Genomic DNA, 24,836 nt, shown 5'->3' on the forward strand with positions numbered 1-24,836 from the left:
ATAGTTGGTTACGCTGTGTCGCATGGCATCAGTCAGGGACCCCGAGGCCACCAAGGCCCGCATCTTCGAGGCGGCCACCGCCGAGTTCGCCCGCTACGGCATCGCCGGGGCCCGCGTCGACCGCATCGCCCGCGAGGCCCGGGCGAACAAGCAGCTGATCTATGCCTACTTCGGCAACAAGGCCGAGCTCTTCTCCCAGGTGCTCGAGAAGCGCCTGACGGAACTGGCCGTCGCCTACCCCGTCGACGCCGAGGACGTCGACGGCTGGATCGACCGCCTCATGGACTACCACGCCGCCCACCCCGAACTGGTCAGGCTGGTCTTCTGGGAGGGCCTGGAGTACGGCACCGGCGGCATCCCGCACGAGGAGGAGCGCCGGCGCCACTACGCCCGCAAGGTCGAGGCGTTCGCCGAGGCGCAGGACAAGGGCGTCATCGACGCCCGCATCCCCGCGCCCGACCTGCTGTTCATGCTGACCGCGCTCGCCTCGTGGTCGACCGTGCAGCCGCACATGCGGCGCATCCTCATCGGCGACACCGACGAGGACGACGCGCGCCTGCGCGCCTCCGTGCGCACGGCGGCACGCCGCCTGACCGGACGGGACGAGGGCGGCGCCCCCGCCGTGTCCGGCTAGTTGGTGCCGATCTTCGCCAGCAGGTCCACGATGCGGCCCTGCACCTCCGCGCTCGTCGAGCGCTCCGCGAGGAAGAGGACCGTCTCGCCGGAGGCCAGGCGCGGCAACTGGGTCGCGTCGAGGTCGGCGGAGGTGTAGACGACCAGCGGCGTGCGGTTGAGCGCGCCGTTGCCGCGCAGCCAGTCCACGATGCCGGCGCGGCGGCGGCGCACCTGCATCAGGTCCATGACGACCAGGTTCGGACGCGTCTGCGCCGCGAGCGTCACCGCCTCCGCGTCCGTCGCCCCGCACACGACGTGCATGCCGCGCCGCTCCAGCGTGGCCGTCAGCGCGTTCGCGATCGGCTCGTGCTCCTCGATCAACAGCACGCGGGGCGGGTGCATCTCGCTGTCGCGCGGCGCCAGGGCCTTGAGCAGGACGGCCGGATCGGCGCCGTACGCCGCCTCCCGCGTCGCGTGCCCCAGGCCCGCCGTCACCAGCACCGGGACCTCGGCCGCGACCGCCGCCTCGCGCAGCGACTGCAACGCGGTACGGGTGATCGGGCCGGTCAACGGGTCGACGAACAGCGCGGCCGGGTACGCGGCGATCTGCGCGTTCACCTCTTCGCGCGAGTGCACGATCACCGGGCGGTAGCCGCGCTCGGTCAGCGCCTGTTCCGTGGACGCGTCGGGTGCCGGCCACACCAGCAGCCGCCGCGGGTTGTCCAGCGGCTCGGGCGGCAACTCGTCGTCCATCGGCGGACGGACGGCGTCCACGACCTCGACCGCGCCGTTCGGGCCGTCGAGCGGCTCGGGCCCCTCCGCCCCGTCGTCCGGTGCCCCTATGGCGAAGGCCCGGCCTTCGGGGCGCGCGGCGTTGCCGGGGGCGGCGGCCGGTGCCGGTGCCGGCGGTGCCGGCGGGGGCGTGGCCGTGGCCGGTGCGGCGCCGGGGCGTGCCTGCGCCGCCTGGGCCTGTGCCTCGCGCTCGCCGTCGGACGGGTTCGCCAGCTTCCGGCGGCGGCCGGACCCCGGCGAGGGGGTCCCGTTGGCGGGCGTCTCGCCCGCGCCCGGCCCCTGCCCCAGCGGCCGCACACTGATCGGCCGCGCCGCGGGCGCCGGCTCGGCGGCACCCTGCTGAGCCGCCGCCCCCGGCTCCTCCGCGAGCGCGCGTCGCGCCCGCCGACGACCGGTGGGCGCGGTGCCGGCGGAGCCGTCAAGGGTGAACGGGGCGGGTGCGTTCGGCCCCTCCTGCGGCCCGTTCGCGCCCTGCGGAGTGGTGCCGTTGGTGTCGTCGGCACGGGTGTGGCTGCCCGGCATGCCCTCCGGGCTGCTGGGGGCGGGGGTGTTCGGCCCCTGCGCCCTGTCCGGCGTGCTTTCGGGGGCGAGCGCGGGTGCGCCCTGCGGAGTGGTGCCGTTGGGGTCGACGGCACGGGCGCTGAAGGGAGCGGGTGCGTTCGGCCCCTGCCGACCGGGCGCGCCCTGCGCGGCGCGGCCGCCCGGCCCGTACGTCACCGGCGCTGCGGCGGCACCGGCTGCCGCGTGGCCGCCGGGCGTGCCCTCCGGGCCGTAAGGCCCGGAACCCGCGGCGCCGCTCCGGCTTTCGCGGTCGCCCGGCAGTCCCTCGGGGCTGAAAGGCCCCGCCCCGGCAGCGCCACCGGGCGCGGCGTGGCCGCCGGCCCCGGCCTGGACACCGGGCGTGCCATCCGGCCCGTACGGCATCGGTGCGTTCGGCACCGGCGCTGCGGCGCCGCCGGCCCCGGCGTGGCCGCCGGGCGTGGTCTGGCGGCCGGGTGCGGCCTGGACACCGGGCGCGCCTTCCGGGCCGTAAGGTCCCGACGCCGCCGAGCCGCTGCGGCCAGCGTGGTCGCCCGGCATGCCCTCCGGCCCGTACGGCACCGGTGCGTTCGGCACCGGCGCTGTGGCACCCCCGGGCGCGGCCTGGACACCGGCCCCGGCCTGGACACCAGGCGTGCCCTCCGGGCCGTAAGAACCCGGCGCCGCCGAGCTGCTCCGGCCAACCTGGTCGCCCGGCATGCCCTCCGGTGCGTTCGGGACCGGCGCCGCGGCGCCGCCGAGCACGGCCTGGCCGCCGGGCGTGCCCGCGGCGCCGCTCCGGCCTTCGCGGTTGCCCGGCAGTCCCTCCGGGCCGAAAGGCCCGGAACCCGCGGCGCCACCGGGCGCGGTCTGGCCGCCGGGCGTGCCCTCCGGGCCGTACGGCCCCGATCCGGCAGCACCGCCAGCCCCGGCGTGGCCGCCGGCCCCGGTGTGGACGCCGGGCGCGGCCGGGACACCGGCACCGGCCTGGCCGCCAGTCATGCCCTCCGGCCCGAAAGGCCCAGGACCCGCAGCACCGCCGGCCCCGGCGTGGCCGCCGGCCCCCGCCTGGACACCGGCCCCCGCCTGGCCACCAGCCACGCCCTCCGGCCCGTAAGCCCCCGCCCCCGCAGAGCCGTTCGACCCCTCGCGGTCGCCCCGGACCGCCTCCGGGCCGTACGGTTCCTGCCCCGCAGGGGCGGGGGGCGCCGGGGGGTTGTCGTGGGTGGCGGTCGGCTGTTCGGGGGGTGTCGGGGTGGGGCGGGGGCGGCCGGGCTGGGGCGGGACGGTGGCGTATGTCTCGGGGGCGTCGGCCGGCTTGCGGTCGGCGTCGGCCGGCGGCAGTGCGAACGCGGTCCGGGCAGTGGCCTGGCCCGGGATCTGGCGCTCCGGCGCGCGCCGCGCGCGGCGGCCCGTCGGCGCCCCGGCGGGCTCGGACGGGCGGTCCGCCTCCCCCGGCGGCAGGGCGAACGCGGCACGCGGGGCCTCGGCCGGAGCCGTCTCCGCCGCTCCGCGCCGCGCCCGGCGCCCGGTCGGCGTGCTCGTGGCCTGCGACGGGACCAGGCTGCCCGGGCCCGGCCGGTCGCCGGAGTCCTCGGCGCGGGCCGGACCCCGGCGCCGCCCGGTCGGCTGCGGCGCCGGGCTGGAGTCGGTGTCCGTGGCCGGCGTTGTCTCCGCGGCCTCGGGCGCGGGCGCGGCCTCGGCCCGGCGGGCCCGCCGGCCGCTGCCGGCAGGGGTGTCGGGGGTCTCGTCGCCCGCCGGTTCCGGGTTCATGCCCCGGCCGCGCTGCGTCGGCATCGGCATGACGGTCGTCAGATTCTCGGTGTCGGGCCCGCGCTGCTGCGCGGAGGCCGCCACCGGGCCGGCCTCGGCCGAGACCGGCACCTCCAGGACGTACGCCTTGCCGCCCGACGCGCCCGGCAGGTCGTGCGTCTGCAACACGCCCCCGTGCCGGCGGACGATGCCCCGCACGAGGGGGCCGTGCACGGGGTCGCCCCCCGGGTAGGGGCCGCGCACCTCGACGCGGACGACCTCACCGCGCTGGGCCGCCGCCACGACGATCGTCGAGTCGCCGACGGCGGTCGCCGGGCCGGAGGCGGACGTGGAAGCGGAAGGGGAGCCCGTCGAGTCGACGCCGGCCACGTCCGCGATCAGGTGTGCCAGGGCCTGGGCGAACCGCTCCGCGTCCACCTCGGCCTCGATCGCCGGGGCGTGCACGGCGAACTGCGCCCGCCCCGGGCCGATCAGCTCGACCGCGCCCTCGACGCCCGCCGCGACGACCTCGTCGAGCGCGGCCTTCTTCCGTACGAGCTTGTCCTGCCCGGCGTCCAGCCGCTGATAGGCCAGCACATTGTCGACAAGCGTCGTCATCCGGGCATAGCCGGCGGCCAGATGGTGCAGGATCTGGTTGGCCTCGGGCCACAGCTGCCCGGCCGGGTCGTCGGCCAGGGTGCCGAGTTCGGCGCGGAGCCGGTCCAGGGGGCCGCGCAGGGACTCGTCCAGCACCGCCATCAGCTGCGCGTGGCGCGCGGCCAGGGCGTCGTAGGGGCGCCGGTCGGTGAAGGTCATCACGGCGCCGACGAGCTGGTCGCCGTCGCGTACGGGCGCGGTCGTCAGGTCGACCGGCACCGCGCGCCCGTCCTTGGCCCACAGCACCTGCCCGCGCACCCGGTGCTTGCGCCCGGAGCGCAGGGTGTCGGCGATGGGCGACTCCTCGTACGGGAAGGGCGTGCCGTCCGCGCGCGAGTGGTGGATGAGGGGGTGCAGTTCGCGGCCGCCGAGGTCGCTCGCGCGGTAGCCGAGGATCTGCGCGGCGGAGGGGTTGACGAGGACGACCTTGCCGGCGGTGTCGACGCCGACCACGCCCTCCGCCGCCGCGCGCAGGATCATCTCGGTCTGGCGCTGCGAGCGGGCGAGTTCGGCCTCGGTGTCGAGCGTGCCGGTCAGGTCGCGGACGACGAGCATGAGCAGCTCGTCGTCGTAGGAGGCGTGCGGCTCGGCGTACGGGGTGCGGCCGTCGAGGTTGGCGCTGGTCACCTCGACGGGGAACTGGGTGCCGTCCGTGCGCCGGGCGACCATCCGCGTGGGCTTAGTGCGCCCGCCGTCCGGGTCGTCGCGCGGCGGCCGCAGCCCACCGGGGATGCGCCGCGAGTCGAACTCCGGCAGCAGATCGAGCAGACCGCGCCCCACGAGACCGGTGCCCGGCACCTCGAACGTCTCGAGCGCGATGTGATTGGCGTTGACGACCGTGCCGTTGCAGTTGACGAGCAACAGGGCATCGGGCAGGGCGTCGAGTATGGCTGCGAGGCGAGCAGCGCCTCGGGATGGCCTGCTGCTCACGACGACGCTTCCTCCCTGGTTACCGCACCTTGCCGACCGCTCCGGGTGGTTTTGCACCGCCTCGGGGCTGTCATTGAGGGGAAGTCTACGGGCTGTCGTTACGTGCGCTACTGCGGATGACGCGTGTGCCGCGACCCGTCACCGGGCCTCTCCCGGGCGTCTCGGGCAGGCCGGACATGCCCCTCGTGTCCGCCTTCGTGGTGACCTCCGGGTCAGCCCTGACCGGTTTCCACGGTCGTTTTCTTCGGCGAGCCCTTCGACTCCCCGAACACAGTGGAGAACTTGTTCCAGCGGGCGGTCTCACAGCCGTTGGTCCGGTTGAAGTCGGCGTTCACCGGCCGGCCGGCCCAGGAGCCGGAGATGTGCGCCCGCTCCGGACCGCCGTAGAGCATCGTGCACATCTGTCCCTCCGGCACCGGCGCGAAGAGGTCCGTGCCCCACTTCATGTGGCTGTCGAGCTGATCGCAGGCCGCCTGGGCCTGCGGGTGGGTGCCGCCGGCCGGGTGGCAGTACAGCTCGTACGTGCCGTCGTGGGCGCCGGTGTCCGTGATGGTGATCGTGAGGTGGTCGCCGCCGCGGTCCGGCCCGTCGAGCGGGATGGGTGCCGCCGTGGCGGCGGCGGAGGCGGCCAGCAGCGGGGCCGCCAGCGCGGCGGCGAGGGCGAGACGGCGGAGTGACATGCGGATACTCCTGAGGTGCGAGCGGTACGGGGCCGGGCGGCCGGGCTTCCGGCCAGACCCCTCGCCCGAACTAACGCGCCGGGGCGCCCCGCGTTGCGCGCCGGTAACGCCTTTGCCCGCGGCACCTGTCGCCCGGTACCGTAGGCTGCGATTGGTGGCGAGCCGCAAGGCTGTGTCATCATCTGCACGCGACACCCGCGCCTGCGCGGTTGTAGCTGGAGGCGTCGCCTAGTCCGGTCTATGGCGCCGCACTGCTAATGCGGTTTGGGCCTTAAAGCCCATCGAGGGTTCAAATCCCTCCGCCTCCGCAGTCGCCCGAAGCCCCGGTCGTCCCCGTGACGGCCGGGGCTTCCGCGTTCTCCGCGCTTTTGCCGGGCGGCCGGGTGGATCATGGCCCGCCGGCCCCCGTGGATCTTCCTCGTGGATCTTCCTCAGGGGCCCGTCCGGGGCTGTTTTCCCAGGTCAGGTGGGGTGCGGCTAATGGATTTCGTCTGGCGGCGAGGTTCATGTAATGTTGTCCACGCAACGCCGACCGGCAAGAAAGTCAGCCGGAAAGCCGAGCGCTCGTAGCTTAACGGATAGAGCACTTGACTACGGATCAAGAGGTTGCAGGTTCGAATCCTGCCGAGCGCACAGCCGAGAGTTTCGACTCTCGACCGTCGCGGGGTGGAGCAGCTCGGTAGCTCGCTGGGCTCATAACCCAGAGGTCGCAGGTTCAAATCCTGTCCCCGCTACTAAGACCGCAGGCCCGGTACCACTGGTACCGGGCCTGCGGCGTTTCCTGGGGCGTGTCCTCAGCCTCCCTCGCCCCGAGCGGGCGGCGCCCTGTCCGGTCGCCGAGCGGAAGCGGCTGGCGGCGCTCGGCGACCGGATCGTGTTCGGGCTCCGGGGCGGGCCCTACAGCGGCAGGGCCTGTGCCAGCTCGCGCCACTCGACGCGGGGGAGGCTGTAGACGCGCTCCCGGGCGTTCGGCAGGACGACCTGGACGGCGAGGTGATCGGCGCCGGCCGCGAGGAACTCCTCGACGCGGGCGCGGACCGCCTCGTCGTCGCCGAGGGCGAAGAGGGCGTCCACGAGCCGGTCGCTGCCGTCGTCCTTGAAGTCCTCCTCCGTGAAGCCGAGCCGGAGCAGGTTGTTGGTGTAGTTCGGCAGCGGCAGGTAGAAGGAGAGGAACTCGCGGGCCGTCCGGCGGGCGCGGGACAGGTCGGTGTCGAGGACGACCTTCAGCTCGGGCGCGAGGAAGGCGTCGGGGCCCAGCAGTTCGCGGGCGCTCGCGGTGTGCTCGGCGGTGACGAGGTAGGGGATCGCCCCGGCCGCGCGCTCGGCGGCGAGCCGAACCATCTTGGGCCCGAGCGCGGCCAGCACGCGCTGCCCGGCGGGCAGCGGCACGGGGGCGTCGTCCAGGGCCGTCAGATAGTCCCGCATCGCCGAGTACGGGCGGGCGTACTGCTTGGCCAGCGCGGTGTGGCTCACGCCCAGGCCGAGGACGAGGCGCTCGCGCCGGCCGGGGGCGAGGGCGGCGTACTGGGCCGCGACGTCGGCAGCCTCGTGCTGCCAGATGCTGAGGATGCTGGTGCCCACGGCGACCCGGTCCGTCGCCTCCAGGACGTGCGCGGCCTGGGCGAGGCTGGGGTTGCCGCCGATCCACAGGGCCGAGTAGCCCAGCTCCTCCAACTCCGCCGCCGCGTCGGCGATGTCGCCGAGCCGCGTGGGGTCGTCCGTGCGGAGGCCCGCGCTCCAGAGGCCGATCGTGCCGAGCTGTGTGGTGAGTGCCATGATCCACTCAATCGGAGGGCTTTTCCGCTTATTCCGGGGTGCCGGACGCGTGGGCGCGCCGGGCGTCCGGGGCGGATTCTCGGGCGATTCACATTCTCAGGCGATTCACAGGCACGCGAAAGGCCCCTCTCACCCGCCCTTCGCACCATCGTCACCATGACGACCATCGCCTCGCCCCAAGGGCGCACCCGGCCCCCGCACGACGACGCAAGCGCCGTACGCGTCCTGGTCGTCGGCGGCGGGACTCCCCTCGCCGGCCTGCTCTCCCTCGCCCTGCGCGCCGAGGGCTGGGAGGTGCGGTCGGCCGCCGACGGCGACGAAGCGGTCCGCCGCGCACGGGACTTCCGCCCGGACGCCGTCGTCCTGGACGTGATGCTCCCCGGCATGGACGGCCTCGCGGTGCTGGGCCGGCTGCGGCACGACCGGCCCGAGGTGCCGGTGCTCTTCCTCGCCGCCCGGGACGCCGGCGGGGACCGCGTCGCCGGGCTCACCGCGGGCGGCGACGACTGCGTCACCAAGCCGTTCGGCCTGGAGGAGGTCGTCGCCCGGCTGCGCGGGCTGCTGCGCAGGTCCCGGGCCGTGGCGCCGCGCGCCGGCTCCGTACTGCGGGTGGGGGACCTGGTCCTGGACGAGGACAGCCGCGAGGTGTCCCGGGGCGGGACGGGCATCCACCTCACCGCCACCGAGTTCGAACTGCTGCGCTTCCTGATGCGCAACCCGGGCCGGGTGCTCAGCAAGCCGCAGATCCTCGACCGCGTGTGGTCCTACGACTTCGGGGGCCAGGTCAACGTCGTCGAGCTCTACATCTCCTATCTGCGCCGGAAGATCGACGCCGGCCGGCCGCCCATGATCCACACCCGGCGCGGGGCCGGTTACCTCCTCAAGCCCGCCGCGTCCGGCTGAGCGGAACGGCCCGGCATGGTCCCGAGGAAATCCCCTTGTACGGCGTACAGCAACTCCTGTACGGTGTAGAACGCAATCAGCCGTACACCGTACAAGGGGGCTCTCATGACGTCGACGACCACGGACTCACCGCCTGACACCACCGCCGGGCGGCCCCGTAATCCCACGCGGTGGCTGGTCCTCGCCGTCATCTGCCTGGCCCAGCTCACCGTGCTGCTGGACAACACCGTCCTCACGGTCGCGATCCCGTCCCTCACCGAGGACCTGGGCGCCGCCACCTCGGACATCCAGTGGATGATCAACGCCTATTCGCTGGTGCAGGCGGGCCTGCTGCTCACCGCCGGCAGCGCCGCCGACCGCTACGGGCGCAAGAAGCTGCTCGCGGTGGGTCTCGCCCTGTTCGGCCTGGGCTCGCTCGCGGCGGCGCTCTCGCAGACCGCCGGCCAGCTGATCGCCGCCCGCGCGGGCATGGGCATAGGCGGCGCCCTGCTGATGACCACCACCCTGGCCGTCGTCGTGCAGGTCTTCGACGAGGACGAGCGGCCCAAGGCCATCGGCCTGTGGGGCGCGGTCGGTTCGCTCGGCTTCGCCGCCGGACCGCTCATCGGCGGCGCGCTGCTCAACCACTACTGGTGGGGCTCGATCTTCCTGATCAACCTGCCGGTGGCCGTGCTCGGCCTGCTGGCCGTGCTCAAGTGGGTGCCGGAGTCGAAGAACCCCTCGGGCGAGAAGCCCGACCTCCTCGGCGCGCTGCTCTCCATGATCGGTATGACGGGCCTGGTCTTCGCGATCATCTCCGGCCCCGGCCACGGCTGGACCTCCACCCGGGTGCTGACCTCCGGCATGGTCGGCCTGGTCACGCTGGCCTTCTTCGCCCTGTGGGAGCGGCGCTGCCCGTACCCGATGCTGGACATGCACTTCTTCCGCAACAGCCGCTTCGTGGGCGCGGTCTCGGGCGGCATCCTCGTCGCCTTCGGCATGGGCGGCTCGTTCTTCCTCCTCGGGCAGCACCTGCAGCTGGTCCTGCACTACGACCCGCTGGAGACGGGGCTGCGCATGACGCCCCTGGCGCTGGTCATCGTCGCCCTCAACTTCACCGGTGTGGGCGCCCGGCTGCTGCCGAAGATCGGCACGCCCGGTGCCATCGCGGGCGGCATGGGGCTGCTGGCGGCGGGCCTCGCGTCGATCGCGGTGCTCGGCGCGGACGGGTACGGGGGCATGCTCCTGGGCCTGATCCTGATGGGCATCGGCATCGCCGTGTCGATGCCGGCCATGGCCAACGCGATCATGTCCGCGATCCCGCCGGAGAAGGCGGGCGTGGGCGCCGGCGTCAACGGCACGCTGCAGGAGTGCGGCAACGGACTCGGCGTCGCGGTGCTGGGCGCGGTCCTGAACTCGCGCTTCGCCGCGCTGCTGCCCGGCGTGGCGGCGGGGGCCGGGTCCCTGCCGGAGGCGCTGTCCCACGCCCGTACGGGAGCGGAGCGCGCGGAGATCTCGGACGCGTTCGCCTCCGGAGTCCAGGCCAGCCAGCTGGTCGGCGCGGGGGCGGTGCTGGCCGGCGGCGTGGTGGCGGCCGTCCTGCTGCGGCGGGCGGAGCGGGCCGGGCGCTGAGCCCACGGGGGGCGGGGCGATGCCCCGCCCCCTCTAGCATTCGGAATACGTGCACAGCGGCGGAAAGAGAGAACTCACGATGGCAGGCACCCCGCACACGAGCGTGTGGCTGGCCAAGGAGGGGGAGAGGAAGGCCCCGAAGCGGAAGGCCGAGCCGGGCGGTGAGGGAGCGCTGGACCGGGACCGCATCGTCTCCGCGACGGTCCGGCTGCTGGACGCCGAGGGCCTGGCGAAGTTCTCGATGCGCCGCCTCGCCGCCGAGCTCGGCGTGACGGCCATGTCGGTCTACTGGTACGTCGACAACAAGGACGAGCTCCTCGAGCTGGCCCTGGACCGGGCGTCCGGCGACATGAGGACGCCGGACCTGTCCGACGAGAGCGCCGACTGGCGCGACCAGGTGCGGGACCTGGCGATGGAATACCGCTCGATGCTCGTCGCCCACCCCTGGGTGGCCCAGCTGGTGGGCCGGTACCTCAACATCGGCCCGCAGGCCATGACCTTCGCCGACGCCGCGCTGAAGGTGGTGCGGCGCATCGGCGTGCCGCAGGACGGGGCGAGCGGGGTGCTCAACGTCGTCTTCCAGTTCGCCTTCGGCTTCGCCACGACCGAGGTGCTCATCAAGGAGCGCTGCCGGGAGGCGGGGACCACCGAGGACGAGTACTTCGAGCAGGTGATGGGCATCGTCGCGGACCAGCCGGAGTTCGCCGAGACGCACAAGGAGGCGACCGAGCTCCTGGAGGCGCGCGGCACGCGGTCCGTCGCGGAGCAGCGGGAGCGGGACTTCGCGTACGCGCTGGATCTGATGATCGCCGGCATCGAGGTCATGCGCGAGCGCGCCGGGCTCTGAGCACGCGCCCCCGGCATGGGTAAGGCCCCGGTGGTGTGCGCCGGCCGTCCCCTGCCGTCGATGCGCACCCCCACCGGGGCCATGGTCCGGAACCGTCCATGCCGTTCAGGCTCCGGGCCGTCCGGCCGGGCAGCGCCACTCCGCTCGTAGCGCGCTGACCGGCCGGGGTTTCGTCAGCCGGCCTGCCGGGCCGGCTCGGTGGCGTCCGGGGACGCGGCCTGCGGGGAGGTGGCGGCCGGGCCGCCGCCCTTGAGGGCGACCTCCTTGATGAAGAGGGTCACGATGAAGGCGATCAGCGCGCACGGCGCCGCGTAGAGGAACACATCGCCGACGCCGTGCCCGTAGGCGCTCTCGACGACCGTGCGGATCGGCGCCGGCAGCGCGTCGAGGTCGGGGATGCCGCCGCCGCCCGTACCGCCGTGGCCCATCGCCGCCGCGGCCTTGGGGCCGAGCGCGGTGATGCCGTCCTTGACGTACTCGGGGACCCGGTTGGCGAGGACCGCGCCGAGCGCGGAGACGCCCACCGCGCCGCCCAGGGAGCGGAAGAAGGTGACGACGGAGCTGGCGGCGCCGAGGTCCTTCGGCTCGACCTGGTTCTGCGCGGCCAGCACGAGGTTCTGCATCATCATGCCGATACCGAGGCCCATGAGCGCCATGTAGATCGCCAGGTGCCAGTACGGGGTGTCGTACCGCATGGTGCCGAGCAGGCCCATGCCCGCGGTGACGAGGACGCCGCCGCTGAGCAGCCAGGCCTTCCAGCGGCCGGTCTTGGTGATGATCTGGCCGGAGACGGTCGAGGAGACGAACAGGCCGGCGATCATCGGGATGGTCAGCACGCCGGACATCGTCGGCGACTCGCCGCGCGCCAGCTGGAAGTACTGCGAGAAGAAGACCGTGCCGGCGAACATCGCGACGCCCACGAAGAGGCTGGCGAGCGAGGAGAGGGCGATCGTCTTGTTGCGGAACAGCCGCAGCGGGATGATCGGTTCGGACGCCTTCGACTCCGTGAGGACGAAGAGCGCGGCGAGCACCAGCGAGCCGCCGACCATGGCGTAGCTCTGCCAGGAGATCCAGTCGTAGTCCTTGCCCTTGCCGGCCCGGGTGACCCAGATCAGCAGCAGGGTGACCGAGGCGGTGATGAAGAACGCGCCCAGCCAGTCGACCTTGACCTTGCGCTTGACGACGGGCAGCTTCAGCGTCTTCTGCAGGACGATGAGCGCGATGACCGCGAACGGCACGCCGACGTAGAAGCACCAGCGCCAGCCGAGCCAGTCGGTGTCGGTGATGACGCCGCCCAGCAGCGGGCCGCCGACGGTGGCGACGGCGAAGGTCGCCCCGAGGTAGCCGCTGTAACGGCCGCGCTCACGAGGGGAGATCATCGCGGCCATGATGATCTGGGCGAGGGCGGAGAGGCCGCCGACGCCGATGCCCTGGAACACCCGGCAGGTGATCAGCATGCTGGTGTTCTGCGAGAGACCGGCCACGACCGAGCCGGCCACGTAGATCACCAGGGCCAGCTGGACCAGCAGCTTCTTGCTGAAGAGGTCGGAGAGCTTGCCCCACAGCGGGGTGGACGCGGTCATCGCCAGCAGCGAGGCCGTGACGACCCAGGTGTAGGACGACTGGCTGCCGTGCAGATCGTGGATGATCTCCGGCAGCGCGTTGGAGACGATCGTCGAGGAGAGGATCGCCACGAACATGCCGAGGAGCAGGCCCGAGAGGGCCTCCATTATCTGACGATGCGTCATGGGTGCGGCTGCGGTGTCTGTCGAGGCGTCCCGCACACCTGCCGGTGTGGTGTTGGCCATGGACTCCCTTTCTCGCTGCGGTTTTCAGGCGTGTGTACGGGTGGTGTGGTCGGCCGGGTGGTGCTGCGGCGCCAGGCGCGGTCGGCACTCGCCGAAGCTCTCGCGCAGGCGCGTCATCAGGCCGATGAGGTGGCCGACGTCGTCGTCGGACCAGTCCTCCAGGCAGGTCGCGAGCGCCTGCGTGTAGCGCGCCGAGACCTCTTCCAGCAGCGCCGCGCCGCTGGGGGTGAGGCTCAGCTGCCGCGAGCGCTTGTCGAGCGGGTCGGGGTGCCGGTCGAGCCAGCCGCGCTCGGCGGCGTACGCGACGTGCCGGCTGGTCACCGAGGCGTCGATGCCCAGGAGCTCGCCGAGCCGGCTCATCCGCATGTCGCCGTGCTGCTTGAGCAGGGCCAGCAGCATGGCGGTGGCGGGCGAGCAGTCCTGGGGGAGGGACCGGCTCAGACCGCGCTTGACGGCGCCGAGGGCGCTGAGTTGCCGGGCCAGCTCTTCGTACTGCTCCTGTGCGGCCATGGACTCGGCTCCTCGGATCCGACGGTTAGGTTGCTTCGGGCAACCATACGGACGTTTGGTTGCTGAAGGCAAACGAATAGCGCCCAAAACGGGTAAAGGAAGGACCAAACCTTGCCCCGCGGCCCGTAAAGCGGTGGCCCTGTGCGGAGGGGGCGGGGCCGTTTCGCTAGGGTCCTGGCCCATGGCCAACCACCATCAGCAGAGCCCCGAGGGCAACCACGACCCCGCGGGCAGCACTCAGATGTTCCGCGCCTTCGTCGACGAGGGGGCGCCGACGGGCGGCCGGGCCGCGGCGGCCGCGGGGCGCGGCCGTAAGTCCGGGCCGGGCGTCGGTGTGATCGTGGGCGTCGTCGTCGCGATCGCGGTGGTCGTGGGGGCCGTGCTGCTCGCGATGGCCTGACGGGTCAGGCCCAGTCCACCGAGACGTCGCGCGTCTCGATACGCATCCCCGGCAGCACCCGCCACGCGTCGACGCACACCGGGAAGGTCGCCTCCACCGTCCGCCCGGCCTCGATCGGCGCCGGGAGCGGATGGCTGGAGCTGATCGTGGCCCAGTCCGTGCCGAACGCGCCGATGATGTGCGTGCCGAGGGTGACGGTGCCGGCGGTGACGGGGCTGCCGCCGGTATTGGCGAACGTGAGGGTGACCTGCTCGCACCACCGGTCCGGGCCGGGCTCGCGGCGCGGTTCGCCGACCTCCAGGGCGGCGGGGGCCGGTGCCGGGGTGCCGGGACCGGTGGGTCCCGATGGCGCCGGGGGTGCGGGGCGCGAGGGAGGGGAAGGTCTGGAGGGGCGCGACGTGCGGGCGGGCGGGGTGTCGCCGTTGCCGCCGGAGAGGCCCGTGTCGCCGCTCGTGGCGGGCAGGGGCACGTCGTGAGGGGCGTGCGTCGTGGCCGTGCCGCCCGGGCTGCCGGTGGCCGCGCCGGGGGCGGGTCGTGCGGGAACGGGGCTCCCGCTCCGGGTGGGTGCGGGCCGCCTCGAAGGCCCGGGCGAACGCGCCGGTGAGTGCGGTGCGCCGTCCAGCGGTACGAGCTCCACGCCGCCCTTCGGCGGCACGGCCCGGTCCGCCGGCCGGGAGGCGCCGGGTCCGGCGGCCCCCGTGGCGACATAGCCGTCGCGATCGCTGCCGCCGCAGCCGGTGAGCGCCGCCCCCAGGCAGAGGCAGAGCGCGGTGGCCGAAGCGGAGACGAGCGTCATCCGTCGCATCGGCCCAGTGTGGCTGACGGTCAGTCAGCTGTACATATGTCCGGGCCGGGGCGCGTCAGTCCGCGATGAGGCCCTCGCGCAGCTGTGCCAGCGTCCGCGTCAGCAGCCGGGAGACGTGCATCTGCGAGATGCCGACTTCCTCGCCGATCTGGGACTGCGTCATGTTGGCGAAGAACCGCAGCATGATGATCTGGCGCTCACGCGGCGGCAGCTTGGCCAGCAGCGGCTTGAGCGACTCGCGGTACTCCACGCCCTCCAGCGCGCTGTCCTCGTAGCCGAGCCGGTCCGCCAGGGAGCCCTCGCCGCCGTCGTCCTCGGGGGAGGGCGAGTCCAGCGAACTGGCGGTGTAGGCGTTGCCGACCGCCAGGCCGTCGACCACGTCCTCCTCGGACACGCCCAGGCACAGGGCGAGTTCGGGCACGGTCGGGGAGCGGTCGAGCTTCTGTGCGAGCTCGTCGCTCGCCTTGGTGAGGGCGAGCCGCAACTCCTGGAGGCGCCGCGGCACGCGCACCGACCAGCTGGTATCGCGGAAGAAGCGTTTGATCTCACCGACGACGGTCGGCATCGCGAACGTCGGGAATTCGACCCCGCGTTCGCAGTCGAAGCGGTCGATCGCCTTGATCAGCCCGATCGTGCCGACCTGGACGATGTCCTCCATCGGTTCGTTGCGGCTGCGGAAGCGGGCGGCCGCGTAGCGCACGAGGGGGAGGTTGAGTTCGATCAGGGTGTCGCGGACGTACGTACGCTCGGCACTGTCCCGCTCGAGCGTGGCGAGCCGCAGGAAGAGGGAGCGGGAGAGGGTGCGGGTGTCGATGGCTTCGCAGTCGTCGAGCACGGCGTGCGGTGCGTCGTTGGCGAGCACCTTCGCGCTGCCCAGGTCTACGGACATGCCACCCCCTTGAGGTCGCGGACGGGTCACAGCGGGCCCCCGGTCGAGAGTACGGCTGAGGCGTTCAGCCTCCACCTGAATACCGGAGGCTGCGCTGTGGCAAACGCAGTTCCAGCAGAATGTCACATGTCGGCAACACGCTGTAGCGTCAAGTCGACATATCTTCCCCATGACATCGGGGCAGGGGTCACCCGGGAGAGTTAGGCGTCGATTCGATTTGCGGATCGCAGCCGGGCGAAGCTCCGTGAGAGTAGCCGGGACACATGCATTTGCGACACCCCCAGCTCCGCGCTGATCTGCGACTGCGTCAGGTTGCTGTAGTAGCGCAGTAGAAGGATGCGTTGTTCGCGCTCCGGCAGCTGTACGAGCAGGTGACGTACGAGATCCCGGTGCTCGACCCCCGCCAGCGCCGGGTCCTCGTAGCCGAGCCGGTCCAGCAGGCCGGGCAGGCCGTCGCCCTCCTGCGCCGCCTCCAGGGAGGTGGCGTGATACGAGCGGCCGGCCTCGATGCAGGCGAGCACCTCGTCCTCGGCGATCTTCAGCCGGTCGGCGATCTCGGCGGTGGTCGGGGAGCGGCCGTGCAGCACCGTCAGGTCCTCGGTGGCGCCGTTGACCTGCACCCACAGCTCGTGGAGGCGGCGCGGGACGTGCACGGTGCGGACGTTGTCGCGGAAGTAGCGCTTGATCTCGCCGACGACGGTCGGCATGGCGAAGGTGGGGAACTGCACCCCGCGGTCGGGGTCGAAACGGTCGATGGCGTTGATGAGTCCGATGGTGCCGACCTGGACCACGTCCTCCATCGGCTCATTGCGACTGCGAAAACGCGCCGCGGCGTACCGCACGAGGGGGAGGTTGGCTTCGATCAGGGCGGCGCGCACGCGGGCGTGCTCGGGCGTGCCGGGCTCCAGGGAGGCGAACTCCTTGAAGAGCACCTGGGTCAGGGCCCGGGCGTCGGCGCCCCGGCTCTCGCGGGCCCGGGGGCCCTGCACGGTGCCGGTCTCGGTGTGGTCGTCGGGGCCGGGCTCGGCGATGTCCTCGCTCCGGTCCGGTTCGTCGGCGGGCTTGTCGCGCCGGAGGGGGGCTTCGGGCGCTGTACGGGCCGGCACGGTCACCACCCCTTTGTGGTCATTTTCGATCAACTCATCCGGCAAAAGCGGTCATAGCATCACAAGACATGTGCACTGTGTGCAAGCACCGCATAACTCCGTGTTGACGACGAAAAAATCCCCTCACCGAGGCGGTGAGGGGAGGGGAGGCGTGCTGCGGACCGGCCGTCGCCGTGCGGCGGGGCGGGTCAGAACGGATAGTCGGCGATCACCCAGGTCGCGAATTCGCGCCACTGGCCGACGCCTGCCTGGTGGGCCGGGTGCTCCAGGTACCGGCGCAGCGCGTCGGTGTCCTCGACGGAGGAGTTGATGGCGTAGTCGTAGGCGATGGGCCGGTCGGAGATGTTCCAGCCGCACTCCCAGGAGCGCAGCTCGGGGATGAGCGCGCCCAGCTCCTCGAACGCCCGCACGCCGGCGACCACGCGGGGGTCGTCGCGCCCGACGCCCTCGTTGAGCTTGAACAGGACGAGGTGACGGATCACTGGCTGCCTTCTCCGCTCTTCGGCTCTCGCCGCTCTACGCCGCCGCCCCGGCCGCCGCGGCCGGTCAGCTGATCAGCTGGGTCATGAACTCGCCGACGCTCTTGGCGGCGTCCGAGATCCCCTCGAACCCTATCTGGACGAGCTCGGCCGACCGTGCGGGGGAGTGGATGATCGTGTACGCCACGAAGATGCCGAGGGCCCAGAGAACGACCTTCTTTGTCTGCACCATGAGGCACTCCCTCCCCTGCTGTCCCGAGTGCGGTCGCGAGAGTCTAACCGTGCGTCCGTGCGAATGGACGGAGCCGTGCAGGGCGTGGGCGGAGCGGGGGTGTGGAGGTACTCACACCCCTCACCTCATCTTTAAGGACTTAAGACCCTGCAAGGCGGGTCCTTCGCCCGCCTGCCGGGCCCGCGCGGGGGCGGAGGATGGAGGTGCGCCCGCGGATCTGGCAGGAATCCTGCGGGCGAGGGATACGGACCTCCCTGCGGGGTCCGGCCGTGTCTACCCCCCGACCACGGCCCGGACTTGGAGCCCGTGTCCTCGTCGGGGGAGACGGTTCGTCCCCCGACGTCGTCTTCCCCGTCCTGCGTTTGCCGGAAGCCCCGGCTCCCGAAGCCGCGCACGGGTGAGGGAGCCGGGGCTTCCGCGCAAGCCCCGCACGCCGGACAGGGGGCGCCGGGGCCCGCCCGCACGCCGTGGCCCAGCGCCCCGTGCGCCTGGCGCCGCTGCCGGCACCACCTGCCGCTGTCGCCTCTCCTGACCCGCGGTCAGCACGATTCCGGCCGTCGCGCCGTGTTCCTCCCCGGCGCGGAGCCCTCGAGTCCGTCGGGCCGCAGACGGGTGGGCGGCTGAGGTGAAATCGGCCCATTGCCGGGGCACCAGAAAGGCACACGGTGTGCCCGATGTGGGAGGGCGGTGAGGTTCGCCATGGGCGTGCACGAGCTCGCCTTCACCATGCGGGAGCGCGTGGTGGGGGGAGCGGTCGTCATGGAACTTCTGGGTGAGATCGACATCTTGGCGGAGCAGGTGCTGGGCCCGCGCGTCGAGTCCCTGGCGGGGCGGTGCCGGGGAGACCTCGTCATCGACCTGCGAGGCGTGACGTTTCTGGACGCGAGCGGCGTGCGGCTGCTGCTGCGGGCGCGCGCCCGGGCGCTGCGCGGCGGGGCGCGGCTGCGCGTCGTACGGGGCGGGGTGATGGTGTCGAAGGTGATACGGATCGCCGGCGTCGAGCCGGCGTTCGCCTGGCTGGACGAGTTCCCGCCGACGGCCGTGGGCAGCGTCCCCGCCTGACCGGCGGCTCACACCGCGCCAGGGGCCGTCGGCGGGCGCGGGCCTGACGACCGCGGATCGGCTCCTACGGCCTCGGCTGACCCGCTGACCCGCACGGTGCCCGCGAGGTGAACGGACGGTCGCCGGCCGGACGAGCGGCGGGTGGGTGCGGGTGCGGGTGGGGCCGCGCGGTGGGCGGGGCGGGTGCGTGGGCGCGCTGGGCGTCGGGGCCTGTCGATTCGCGGGGGTGGTGCTGTCGCCGCAGGCGGGTGGCTGGGCGCGTTGTGCGGGGTGGGCGGTCCGCGGGGCCCGCTGGGCGTCTGGAGCCTGTCGTCCTGGCGGCCTGGGGCTGTTGTTGCGGGCGGGGCGTCGGGGCCGCCGGGGGCGCTGTCGATCCGTGAGCGGCGTGGGGCTGTTGCCCGGGCGCTGCGCGGTAGGCGTCGCAGCCGTTTGAGCCGGGGCCTGACGCCCGCGGAACGTGGGCGGTCAGGCGGATGGGGCGCGGTGGTGGGGGAACTCCTTGTCCAGCAGGCGTGCCACCTCCGCCGCCTCCGTGGCGCCGCGGCGTGTCAGCACGTCGTGGGCCTCCCGCAGGGAGCCCAGCGCGAGGCGCGGTTCGCCGAGTGCCAGTTGGGCGCTGCCGCGGGCGGCCAGCGCCAGGCCGCGGCAGTACGCGTCGCCCAGGCCGGCCTCGAGCGCCAGCGCCCGGTCGGCCGCGGTGACGACCTCGCGGTGCTGCCGCTGGTCCAGCCGGCACTGGGCCAGGCGCGCCCACAGCAGGGCCTCCCGGCGGGGTTCGATGTCCTCCGCCGCCAGCGCCTCCCGCAACCGGTCCGCGGCCGTCGCCGCACGGTCGGCCCGCAGGTGGACGATGCCCGCCTCGTGCAGGACGAGCGCCAGGGTCGGTCCGTGGCCCAGCTCCCGGGCGCGTTCGGTCGCCTCGTTGACGGCCCCGAGGGCCTCGTCGGCCCGGCGCAGGGCGACGTACGCGCGTGCCGTGTGGGCCAGGGCCTCCAGGGCGCAACTCGTCGCCCCTTCGCCGCGGAAGCCCTCTTCGGCCCGTACGAGCAGCGGCAGGGCCTCGTCGGGCCGGCCGAGGGCGAGGAGGACGACGCCCAGCTCGTGGGAGGCCGTGGTCAGGACGTAGGCGTCGGCGGCCGACTCGGCCAGGCGCAGGCTCGCCCGCAGGTCCCGCTCGGCGCGTTCGTAGGTGTCGGCTCCGTAGCGCGGGGCGGCGAGGAGCCGCAGCGCACGGGCGGCGCTCGCGTCGTCCGCGCGCTGCCGGGCCCGTTCCAGGGCCTGCCCGGCGGGCGGGGCGAGGTCCTGGTGGCGTGCGGTGCCCGCGGTCAGCCGGCCCCAGACCGTCAGCAGGTCCACGGCGGGCCGCAGCGCCTCGGGCACGTCCAGGGCGAGGGCCTGGCGCACGGCGTCGAGGAGGTCCGGGTGGGCGTCGCGCAGCCAGGCGTGGGCGTCGTCCGCGTCGGCGAGGGGGCGGCCCGTCGTCTCGAGGCTGTGGTGCAGATGGCGGGGTTCGGGGCTGTCGGGGCGGATGCGGCGCAGCGCGGTGACGGCGGTGGCCAGGTGGTGGTCGAGCAGGCGCAGCAGCGCCGCGTCCCGTACGGGCGGGCTGTCGGAGCGTTCGCTCTGCCGCCGGGCGAACTCCTTGAGCAGGTCGTGGCAGCGGTACCGGCCCCCGCCCAGGTTCTCCAGCAGTCCCGCGGCGGCGAGGTGGGCGGTCAGGTCCGCGGCGTGGGCGCCGGCGTCCGCGGGCGCCGGCTCGGGCACGTCGAGGACGGCCGCGGCGGCCCCGGCGTCGAGGCCGGTGGCGTCGGGCTGGGCCAGGAGGCGGAAGGCGCGGGCGGATTCGGGGTCGAGGGCGTCGTAGCCGACGCGGAAGGCGCACTCGGCGTCGAGGTCGCGGGCGTGGAGCTCCTCCAGTCGGCGCCGTTCGTCGCGGAGGCGGGCGGCGAGGTCGGCCGGCGTCGAGGAGGCGACGGCGAGGTGGGAGCCCGCGATGCGCACGGCGAGCGGCAGCCGCCCGCAGGCGGTCACCACCGAGCGCGCCGACGTGGCGGCGGCGCCCGCGCCGGTCGCCCCGGCGACCGCCTCCAGCATGGCGAGGGCCTCCTTCTCCTCCATCGCCTCCACGGCGATGCGCCGGGCGCCGGGCAGGTCGAGGTCGGCCGACCGGCTGGTGACCAGTACGGCGCATCCCGGTGCGGCCGGAAGCAGCGGGAGCACCTGCGCGGCGTCCCGTACGTCGTCGAGCAGCAGGAGCACGCGGCGTTCGGAGATCAGGGAGCGGTAGAGCGCGGCCTGCCGCGCCGGCCCTTCGGGCAGGGCGCTGTCGGCGACGCCGAGCGCGGCCAGGAGCCGGGTCAGGGCCGCGTCACCGGTGACGGGCGTGTCGCCGGAGCCGCGCAGATCGAGGTGGAAGCGGCCGCCGGGGTAGGCGGCCCGTAGGGCGCGGCCGACGTGGACGGCCAGCGTGCTCTTGCCGACGCCGCCGGGCCCGGTCAGGACGGCGACGGCGACCGGCCGGCCGTCGCCGCCGGCGAGCGCGGAGCGGACCTCGGCGAGCAGTGCCTCGCGGCCGGTGAAGTCGCGGATGCCGGGCGGCAGCCGGTCGGGGCCGGTCGCGGCGGTGGTGGCGGTGGGTGCCGGGGGCGGCGGCGCCGACAGGGCGGGGTCGCCGGCCAGGACCTGTTCGTGCAGGCGGGTGAGTTCCGGCCCGGGCCCGGTGCCGCGCTCCTTGGCGAGCAGGCGCCGGGCGTCGGCGAACACCGTCAGCGCCTCCGCCTGCCGGCCGGCGCGGTGCAGGGCCAGCATGAGCAGGCCCCGGGCCCGTTCGCGCAGCGGGTGTTCGGTGACCAGGGCCCGCAGTTCGGTCACCGCGTCGGTGTGCCGGCCCAGGGTGAGGGCGCAGCCGTAGAACTCCTCGCGCGCGAGGGCGCCCAGGTCGGTGAGCCGTTCGCGCTCGCGGGCGGCGTACGGGCCGGGCAGCGCGGCCAGCGGAGTGCCCTCCCACAGTGCGAGGGCGGCGGTCAGCCGTTCGTGCGCCCCGGCGACGTCGCCCGCGTCGCGGGCGGCCAGGGCGGCCGTCAGGTGCTGTTCGAAGACGGCGGCGTCGAGCGTGGCGGCCGGGGCGTGCGAGGCGTAGCCGTCGCCGGACGGGACCAGCAGCCGGGCGGGTGCCCCGGGCGGGCGCCCGGGCTCGAGTTCGGCGCTCAGCCGGGAGAGGTACGCGCGCACGGTGGCCTCCGCCTCGTCCGGCGGGGTGTCTCCCCAGAGGCCGTCGACGAGCTCGGAGGTCGTGATGGGCCGGCCGCCGCGCAGGAGCAGGATCGCGAGGGCGGCCCGCTGTTGCGGGGAGCCGAGCTGCAGCGGCTTGCCGTCCCGCTCTGCCCGCACCGGGCCGAGCACATGGAACCGGAAGCGCTCCTCGCCGTGCGAAGTGTTCATTTCAGCCCATTTCGGTCATTTCAGAGCTGATACGAACAATACCGTCGGTTGCCCGGGCCGCACCGGAACCACGGCGGTGCGGCCCGGGCCGCCGTCACGGCTGCCGCGCGGCCCGTGCTCCTGGCGGCTCTTCCTGAAGCCGTCGCAGGGACGCCACCAGCTGGTCCACCTCCTCCGCCGTGTTGTAGAGGGCGAGGGAGGCGCGCGCCGCGCTCTCGACGCCGTAGTGGCGCAGCGAGGGCTGGGCGCAGTGGTGCCCGGCGCGGACGGCGATGCCGTCCCGGTCGAGCCAGTGGGCGATCTCCACCGGGTCGTGCCCGGCCAGGGTGAAGGTCAGCACCGCGATCTTCCCGGGCGCCGAGCCCAGGATCCGCAGCCCCGGGAGCGCGGACAGGGCCTGTTCGGCGTAGGCCAGCAGCCCGTTCTCGTACGCGGCGACGGCGTTCCGGTCGAAGCCGGTCAGCCAGTCGATCGCGGCCAGCAGCCCGGCGACCCCGGAGATGTGCCCGGTGCCGGCCTCGAGGCGGTGCGGCACGGGCGCGTACGTACTGCCCGCGAAGTCGACCTGGTCGATCATGTTGCCGCCGCCCTGCCACGGCGCCATCCCGGCCAGCACCTCCGGCTTCGCGTACAGCGCGCCGATGCCCGTGGGGGCGAACAGCTTGTGCCCCGAGAAGACGTAGAAGTCCGCGTCCAACTCCTGGACGTCCACGGGGAAGTGGGCCACCGCCTGCGCGCCGTCGATCAGCACCCGCGCCCCGTACCGGTGCGCGAGCGCCGTCATCTCCCTGACGGGCGGGACGGTCCCCAGCACGTTCGACGCGTGGCTGATCGCGACGAGCTGGGTGCGGAAGGACAGCAGGTGCGCGAAGGCCTCCTGGTCGATGCTGCCGTCCGGCAGCAGCGGGACGGGCACGAGCCGGGCGCGCTTCTCCTTGGCCAGCATCTGCCACGGGACGATGTCCGAGTGGTGCTCCAGGACCGGGACCAGGATCTCGTCGCCGGGCCCGATGTTGGCGCGCCCCCAGCTCTGGGCGACGAGGTTGATGGCCTCGGTGGTGCCGCGCGTGAAGACGATGCTGTCCGGGGTGCCGGCGCCGAGCAGGTCGGCGACGGCCTGCCGCCCCGCCTCGTACGTCTCGGTGGCCTCGCGGGCCATCGTGTGCGCCCCGCGGTGGATGTTGGAGTTGGCGGCGCTGTAGTAGGCGCCGAGGGCCTCGATGACCTGGCGCGGCTTCTGCGTGGTGGCGCCGTTGTCCAGCCAGACGAGCGAATGGCCGTTGACGGTGCGGTGCAGGACGGGGATGTCGCGCCGGGCCGTCTCCGGGTCGAAGCCGCCGCGGCCGCGGGGCGGGCTGGACTGGGCGGCAGGGACAGCAGGGGCAGCAGGGACGCCAGGGACAGTCGGCGTCGCTGCTTCCGGATACGCGCGAACGTCAGGAATAGTCATGGTACTTGGACACCTCGACGTTCTGCAGGACGGCGACGGCGTCCTCGACGAGCACCGCGGCGTTGAAGTACGCCGTCAGCAGGTACGAGGTGATGGCCTTGCGGTCCGTGCCCATGTTGCGCATCGACAGGCCCGGCTCCACCTCGTCCGGCACGCCCGCCGGGCGCAGCCCGATGACGCCCTGCTCGGCCTCGCCGACGCGCATCAGCAGGATCTCGGTGAGCCCGGCGCCGCCCGCGCCGGTGAAGCGCACCTTGTCGGAGGGCAGCAGCGGCACCCCGCGCCACGTCAGCAGCGGGCTGCCGAAGCGGGTGTCCACCACCGGCGGCACGCCGCGGCGCGTGCACTCGCGGCCGAAGGCGGCGATGGCCTTCGGGTGGGCGAGGAAGTAGCCGGGCTGCTTCCACACGCGGGACAGGAGCTCGTCGAGGTCGTCCGGCGTCGGCGCGCCCGTGCGCGGCTGGACGCGCTGACCGGGGGCGACGTTGTTGAACAGCCCGAACTCGGGGTGGTTGAGGATCAGGGCCTCCTGGCGCTCGCGCAGCGCCTGGATGGTCAGGTCGGCCTGGACCCGGGTCTGGTCCATGGGCGCGTTGTAGAGGTCGGAGACGCGGGTGTGCACGCGCAGCACGGTCTGGGCGAGGCTCATGTGGTACTCGCGGGGCGTGTCCTCGTACTCCACGTACGTGCCCGGCAGGTCGATCTCGCCGACGTGCCCGGCGGCGAGCTCCACCGGCGCCTCGGAGCCGGGCACCGGCCCGTCGCCGGCGATGTGCGCCTCCAGCGCGGCCCGCAGGCCCTCGTCCCGGCCGGCCAGGGCGTCCAGCCTGCCGCGCTCGACGGTCAGGGCGAGGCCCGGGGTGAGCGCCTTGACCCGGAACGGCAGGGGCTGACATCGGGCCCAGGAGTCGAGACAGAAGAACTGCCCGTCCCCGACCACCTCGAGCAGCGCGTCCTCCCCGTACCGCCCCGTCACCCGCTTCTCGGCCCGCCCGGTGACGATCACCCAGAGCTTGTCGCAGACCGCGCCCTCGTCCGCGATGACCTGCCCGGCCTCGAACGGGACCTCCGTGAAGGCCCCCGCCAGCTCGGCGAGTAACCCGTCGTCGGCCTCCCGCAGGAACGGCAGCTCGCGCAGGTCCTCCGGGACGACGCGGTGGGTGCCGCCCTCGTTGTAGCAGCTGATCCGGTCGTCGCCGAGGATGAACGTCCGCCGCCGGTTCACGCGGTAGACGCCGGACTCGACGTCCACCCAGGGCAGCGCCCTCAGCACGTACCGCGGCGTGATCCCGCGCATCTGCGGGGTGGTCTTGGTGGTGGTGGCCAACTGCCGTGCGGCATCGGGGCTGAGACTGAGGCGATCGTTCACGTGGTCCTCCTCGACGAGCGTCCCCACGGCACGCGACCGTGGGGGTGACGAGGACCGATCGTCCGGTCGGCCGTCCCCGGCTACAAGGCGTCAGCTTCTTCGGGCAGTCCTGAAATGATCGAATTCCTGAGCGCACGGGGCGGTGCAAAGATCAACCAACTCGCCGTGTATGCCCATGACATGTACGTCAGTCGTATCGTCCG

19 protein-coding genes and 3 tRNA genes are annotated in these 24,836 nt (G+C 73.7%); 9 read left to right on the forward strand and 13 right to left on the reverse strand.

Features of this window, described 5'->3' with window-relative positions; all coding sequences use genetic code 11:
* Positions 1–22 precede the first annotated feature (22 nt).
* A complete protein-coding gene (locus ABZ956_RS05620) occupies positions 23–634 on the forward strand; it encodes a TetR family transcriptional regulator (RefSeq protein ID WP_361887401.1) in 612 nt (203 codons plus the stop codon).
* Here the strand turns inward: ABZ956_RS05620 and ABZ956_RS05625 are convergent.
* Positions 631–5,265, reverse strand: a complete 4,635-nt coding sequence (locus ABZ956_RS05625) for a PAS domain-containing protein (RefSeq protein WP_361887404.1) — start codon at positions 5,263–5,265, stop codon at positions 631–633. The two genes, ABZ956_RS05620 and ABZ956_RS05625, sit on opposite strands and share 4 nt — an antisense overlap.
* 212 nt (positions 5,266–5,477) lie before the next feature.
* Positions 5,478–5,945 (reverse strand): SSI family serine proteinase inhibitor, encoded by a 468-nt coding sequence (locus ABZ956_RS05630; RefSeq protein ID WP_361887407.1) that lies wholly within the window; start codon positions 5,943–5,945, stop codon positions 5,478–5,480.
* A 217-nt stretch (positions 5,946–6,162) separates the two neighbouring features.
* Between ABZ956_RS05630 and ABZ956_RS05635 the strand changes: the two genes are divergently transcribed.
* The 3 genes from ABZ956_RS05635 to ABZ956_RS05645 all read left to right on the forward strand — a co-directional run bounded on the left by ABZ956_RS05635 (position 6,163) and on the right by ABZ956_RS05645 (position 6,679).
* A tRNA-Ser gene (locus ABZ956_RS05635) sits at positions 6,163–6,253 on the forward strand.
* A gap of 252 nt (positions 6,254–6,505) precedes the next feature.
* A tRNA-Arg gene (locus ABZ956_RS05640) sits at positions 6,506–6,578 on the forward strand.
* A gap of 27 nt (positions 6,579–6,605) precedes the next feature.
* Positions 6,606–6,679 (forward strand) — tRNA-Met (locus ABZ956_RS05645).
* A 163-nt stretch (positions 6,680–6,842) separates the two neighbouring features.
* Here the strand turns inward: ABZ956_RS05645 and ABZ956_RS05650 are convergent.
* Complete coding sequence (locus tag ABZ956_RS05650; protein ID WP_361887410.1) at positions 6,843–7,721, reverse strand: LLM class F420-dependent oxidoreductase; 879 nt, start codon at positions 7,719–7,721, stop codon at positions 6,843–6,845.
* A gap of 156 nt (positions 7,722–7,877) precedes the next feature.
* Between ABZ956_RS05650 and ABZ956_RS05655 the strand changes: the two genes are divergently transcribed.
* The 3 genes from ABZ956_RS05655 (at position 7,878) to ABZ956_RS05665 (ending at position 11,082) form a co-directional block, all read left to right on the forward strand.
* A complete protein-coding gene (locus tag ABZ956_RS05655; RefSeq protein WP_361887413.1) occupies positions 7,878–8,624 on the forward strand; it encodes a response regulator transcription factor in 747 nt (248 codons plus the stop codon).
* Positions 8,625–8,729: 105 nt separating this feature from the next.
* The gene (locus ABZ956_RS05660) at positions 8,730–10,235 is read left to right on the forward strand and encodes an MFS transporter (protein WP_361887416.1); all 1,506 of its coding nucleotides are present in this window, start codon (positions 8,730–8,732) and stop codon (positions 10,233–10,235) included.
* Positions 10,236–10,314: 79 nt separating this feature from the next.
* On the forward strand, positions 10,315–11,082 hold the full coding sequence (locus ABZ956_RS05665; protein WP_361887419.1) for a TetR/AcrR family transcriptional regulator: 768 nt from the start codon (positions 10,315–10,317) through the stop codon (positions 11,080–11,082).
* A gap of 173 nt (positions 11,083–11,255) precedes the next feature.
* On the opposite strand, the gene ABZ956_RS05670 is transcribed toward ABZ956_RS05665, so the two are convergent.
* Both ABZ956_RS05670 and ABZ956_RS05675 read right to left on the reverse strand, forming a co-directional pair.
* A complete protein-coding gene (locus tag ABZ956_RS05670; RefSeq protein WP_361887422.1) occupies positions 11,256–12,890 on the reverse strand; it encodes an MDR family MFS transporter in 1,635 nt (544 codons plus the stop codon).
* A gap of 24 nt (positions 12,891–12,914) precedes the next feature.
* On the reverse strand, positions 12,915–13,400 hold the full coding sequence (locus ABZ956_RS05675) for a MarR family transcriptional regulator (protein ID WP_361887425.1): 486 nt from the start codon (positions 13,398–13,400) through the stop codon (positions 12,915–12,917).
* A gap of 181 nt (positions 13,401–13,581) precedes the next feature.
* Between ABZ956_RS05675 and ABZ956_RS05680 the strand changes: the two genes are divergently transcribed.
* A complete protein-coding gene (locus ABZ956_RS05680; RefSeq protein WP_361887428.1) occupies positions 13,582–13,800 on the forward strand; it encodes a hypothetical protein in 219 nt (72 codons plus the stop codon).
* A gap of 4 nt (positions 13,801–13,804) precedes the next feature.
* Here ABZ956_RS05680 and ABZ956_RS05685 read toward each other — a convergent pair whose 3' ends face one another.
* The 5 genes from ABZ956_RS05685 to ABZ956_RS05705 form a co-directional block, all read right to left on the reverse strand.
* Positions 13,805–14,605, reverse strand: coding sequence for a hypothetical protein (locus ABZ956_RS05685; RefSeq protein ID WP_361887430.1), 801 nt, complete (start codon positions 14,603–14,605; stop codon positions 13,805–13,807).
* Positions 14,606–14,660: 55 nt separating this feature from the next.
* Entirely contained in the window at positions 14,661–15,494 is an 834-nt protein-coding gene (locus ABZ956_RS05690) for an RNA polymerase sigma factor SigF (RefSeq protein ID WP_361887433.1), read from the reverse strand.
* 200 nt (positions 15,495–15,694) lie between these two features.
* Positions 15,695–16,600, reverse strand: a complete 906-nt coding sequence (locus ABZ956_RS05695; RefSeq protein WP_361887436.1) for an RNA polymerase sigma factor SigF — start codon at positions 16,598–16,600, stop codon at positions 15,695–15,697.
* Between the two features lie 188 nt (positions 16,601–16,788).
* A complete protein-coding gene (locus tag ABZ956_RS05700; protein ID WP_361887439.1) occupies positions 16,789–17,082 on the reverse strand; it encodes a Dabb family protein in 294 nt (97 codons plus the stop codon).
* 64 nt (positions 17,083–17,146) lie between these two features.
* A complete protein-coding gene (locus tag ABZ956_RS05705; RefSeq protein WP_361887441.1) occupies positions 17,147–17,311 on the reverse strand; it encodes a hypothetical protein in 165 nt (54 codons plus the stop codon).
* Between the two features lie 699 nt (positions 17,312–18,010).
* On the opposite strand from ABZ956_RS05705, the gene ABZ956_RS05710 reads away from it, so the two are divergent.
* Positions 18,011–18,373, forward strand: a complete 363-nt coding sequence (locus ABZ956_RS05710) for an STAS domain-containing protein (RefSeq protein ID WP_361887444.1) — start codon at positions 18,011–18,013, stop codon at positions 18,371–18,373.
* 465 nt (positions 18,374–18,838) lie between these two features.
* On the opposite strand, the gene ABZ956_RS05715 is transcribed toward ABZ956_RS05710, so the two are convergent.
* The 3 genes from ABZ956_RS05715 to ABZ956_RS05725 form a co-directional block, all read right to left on the reverse strand.
* Entirely contained in the window at positions 18,839–21,814 is a 2,976-nt protein-coding gene (locus tag ABZ956_RS05715) for a BTAD domain-containing putative transcriptional regulator (RefSeq protein WP_361887446.1), read from the reverse strand.
* Positions 21,815–21,908: 94 nt separating this feature from the next.
* Positions 21,909–23,264, reverse strand: coding sequence for a cysteine desulfurase (locus ABZ956_RS05720; RefSeq protein ID WP_361887449.1), 1,356 nt, complete (start codon positions 23,262–23,264; stop codon positions 21,909–21,911).
* Positions 23,251–24,633: a family 2B encapsulin nanocompartment shell protein gene (locus tag ABZ956_RS05725; RefSeq protein WP_361887452.1), complete on the reverse strand. Its 1,383-nt coding sequence runs from the start codon at positions 24,631–24,633 to the stop codon at positions 23,251–23,253. Before ABZ956_RS05725 ends, ABZ956_RS05720 begins: the two co-directional genes overlap by 14 nt.
* Positions 24,634–24,836 lie beyond the last annotated feature (203 nt).

Source organism: Streptomyces sp. NPDC046261 (assembly GCF_040646235.1).
Lineage (GTDB): Bacteria > Actinomycetota > Actinomycetes > Streptomycetales > Streptomycetaceae > Streptomyces.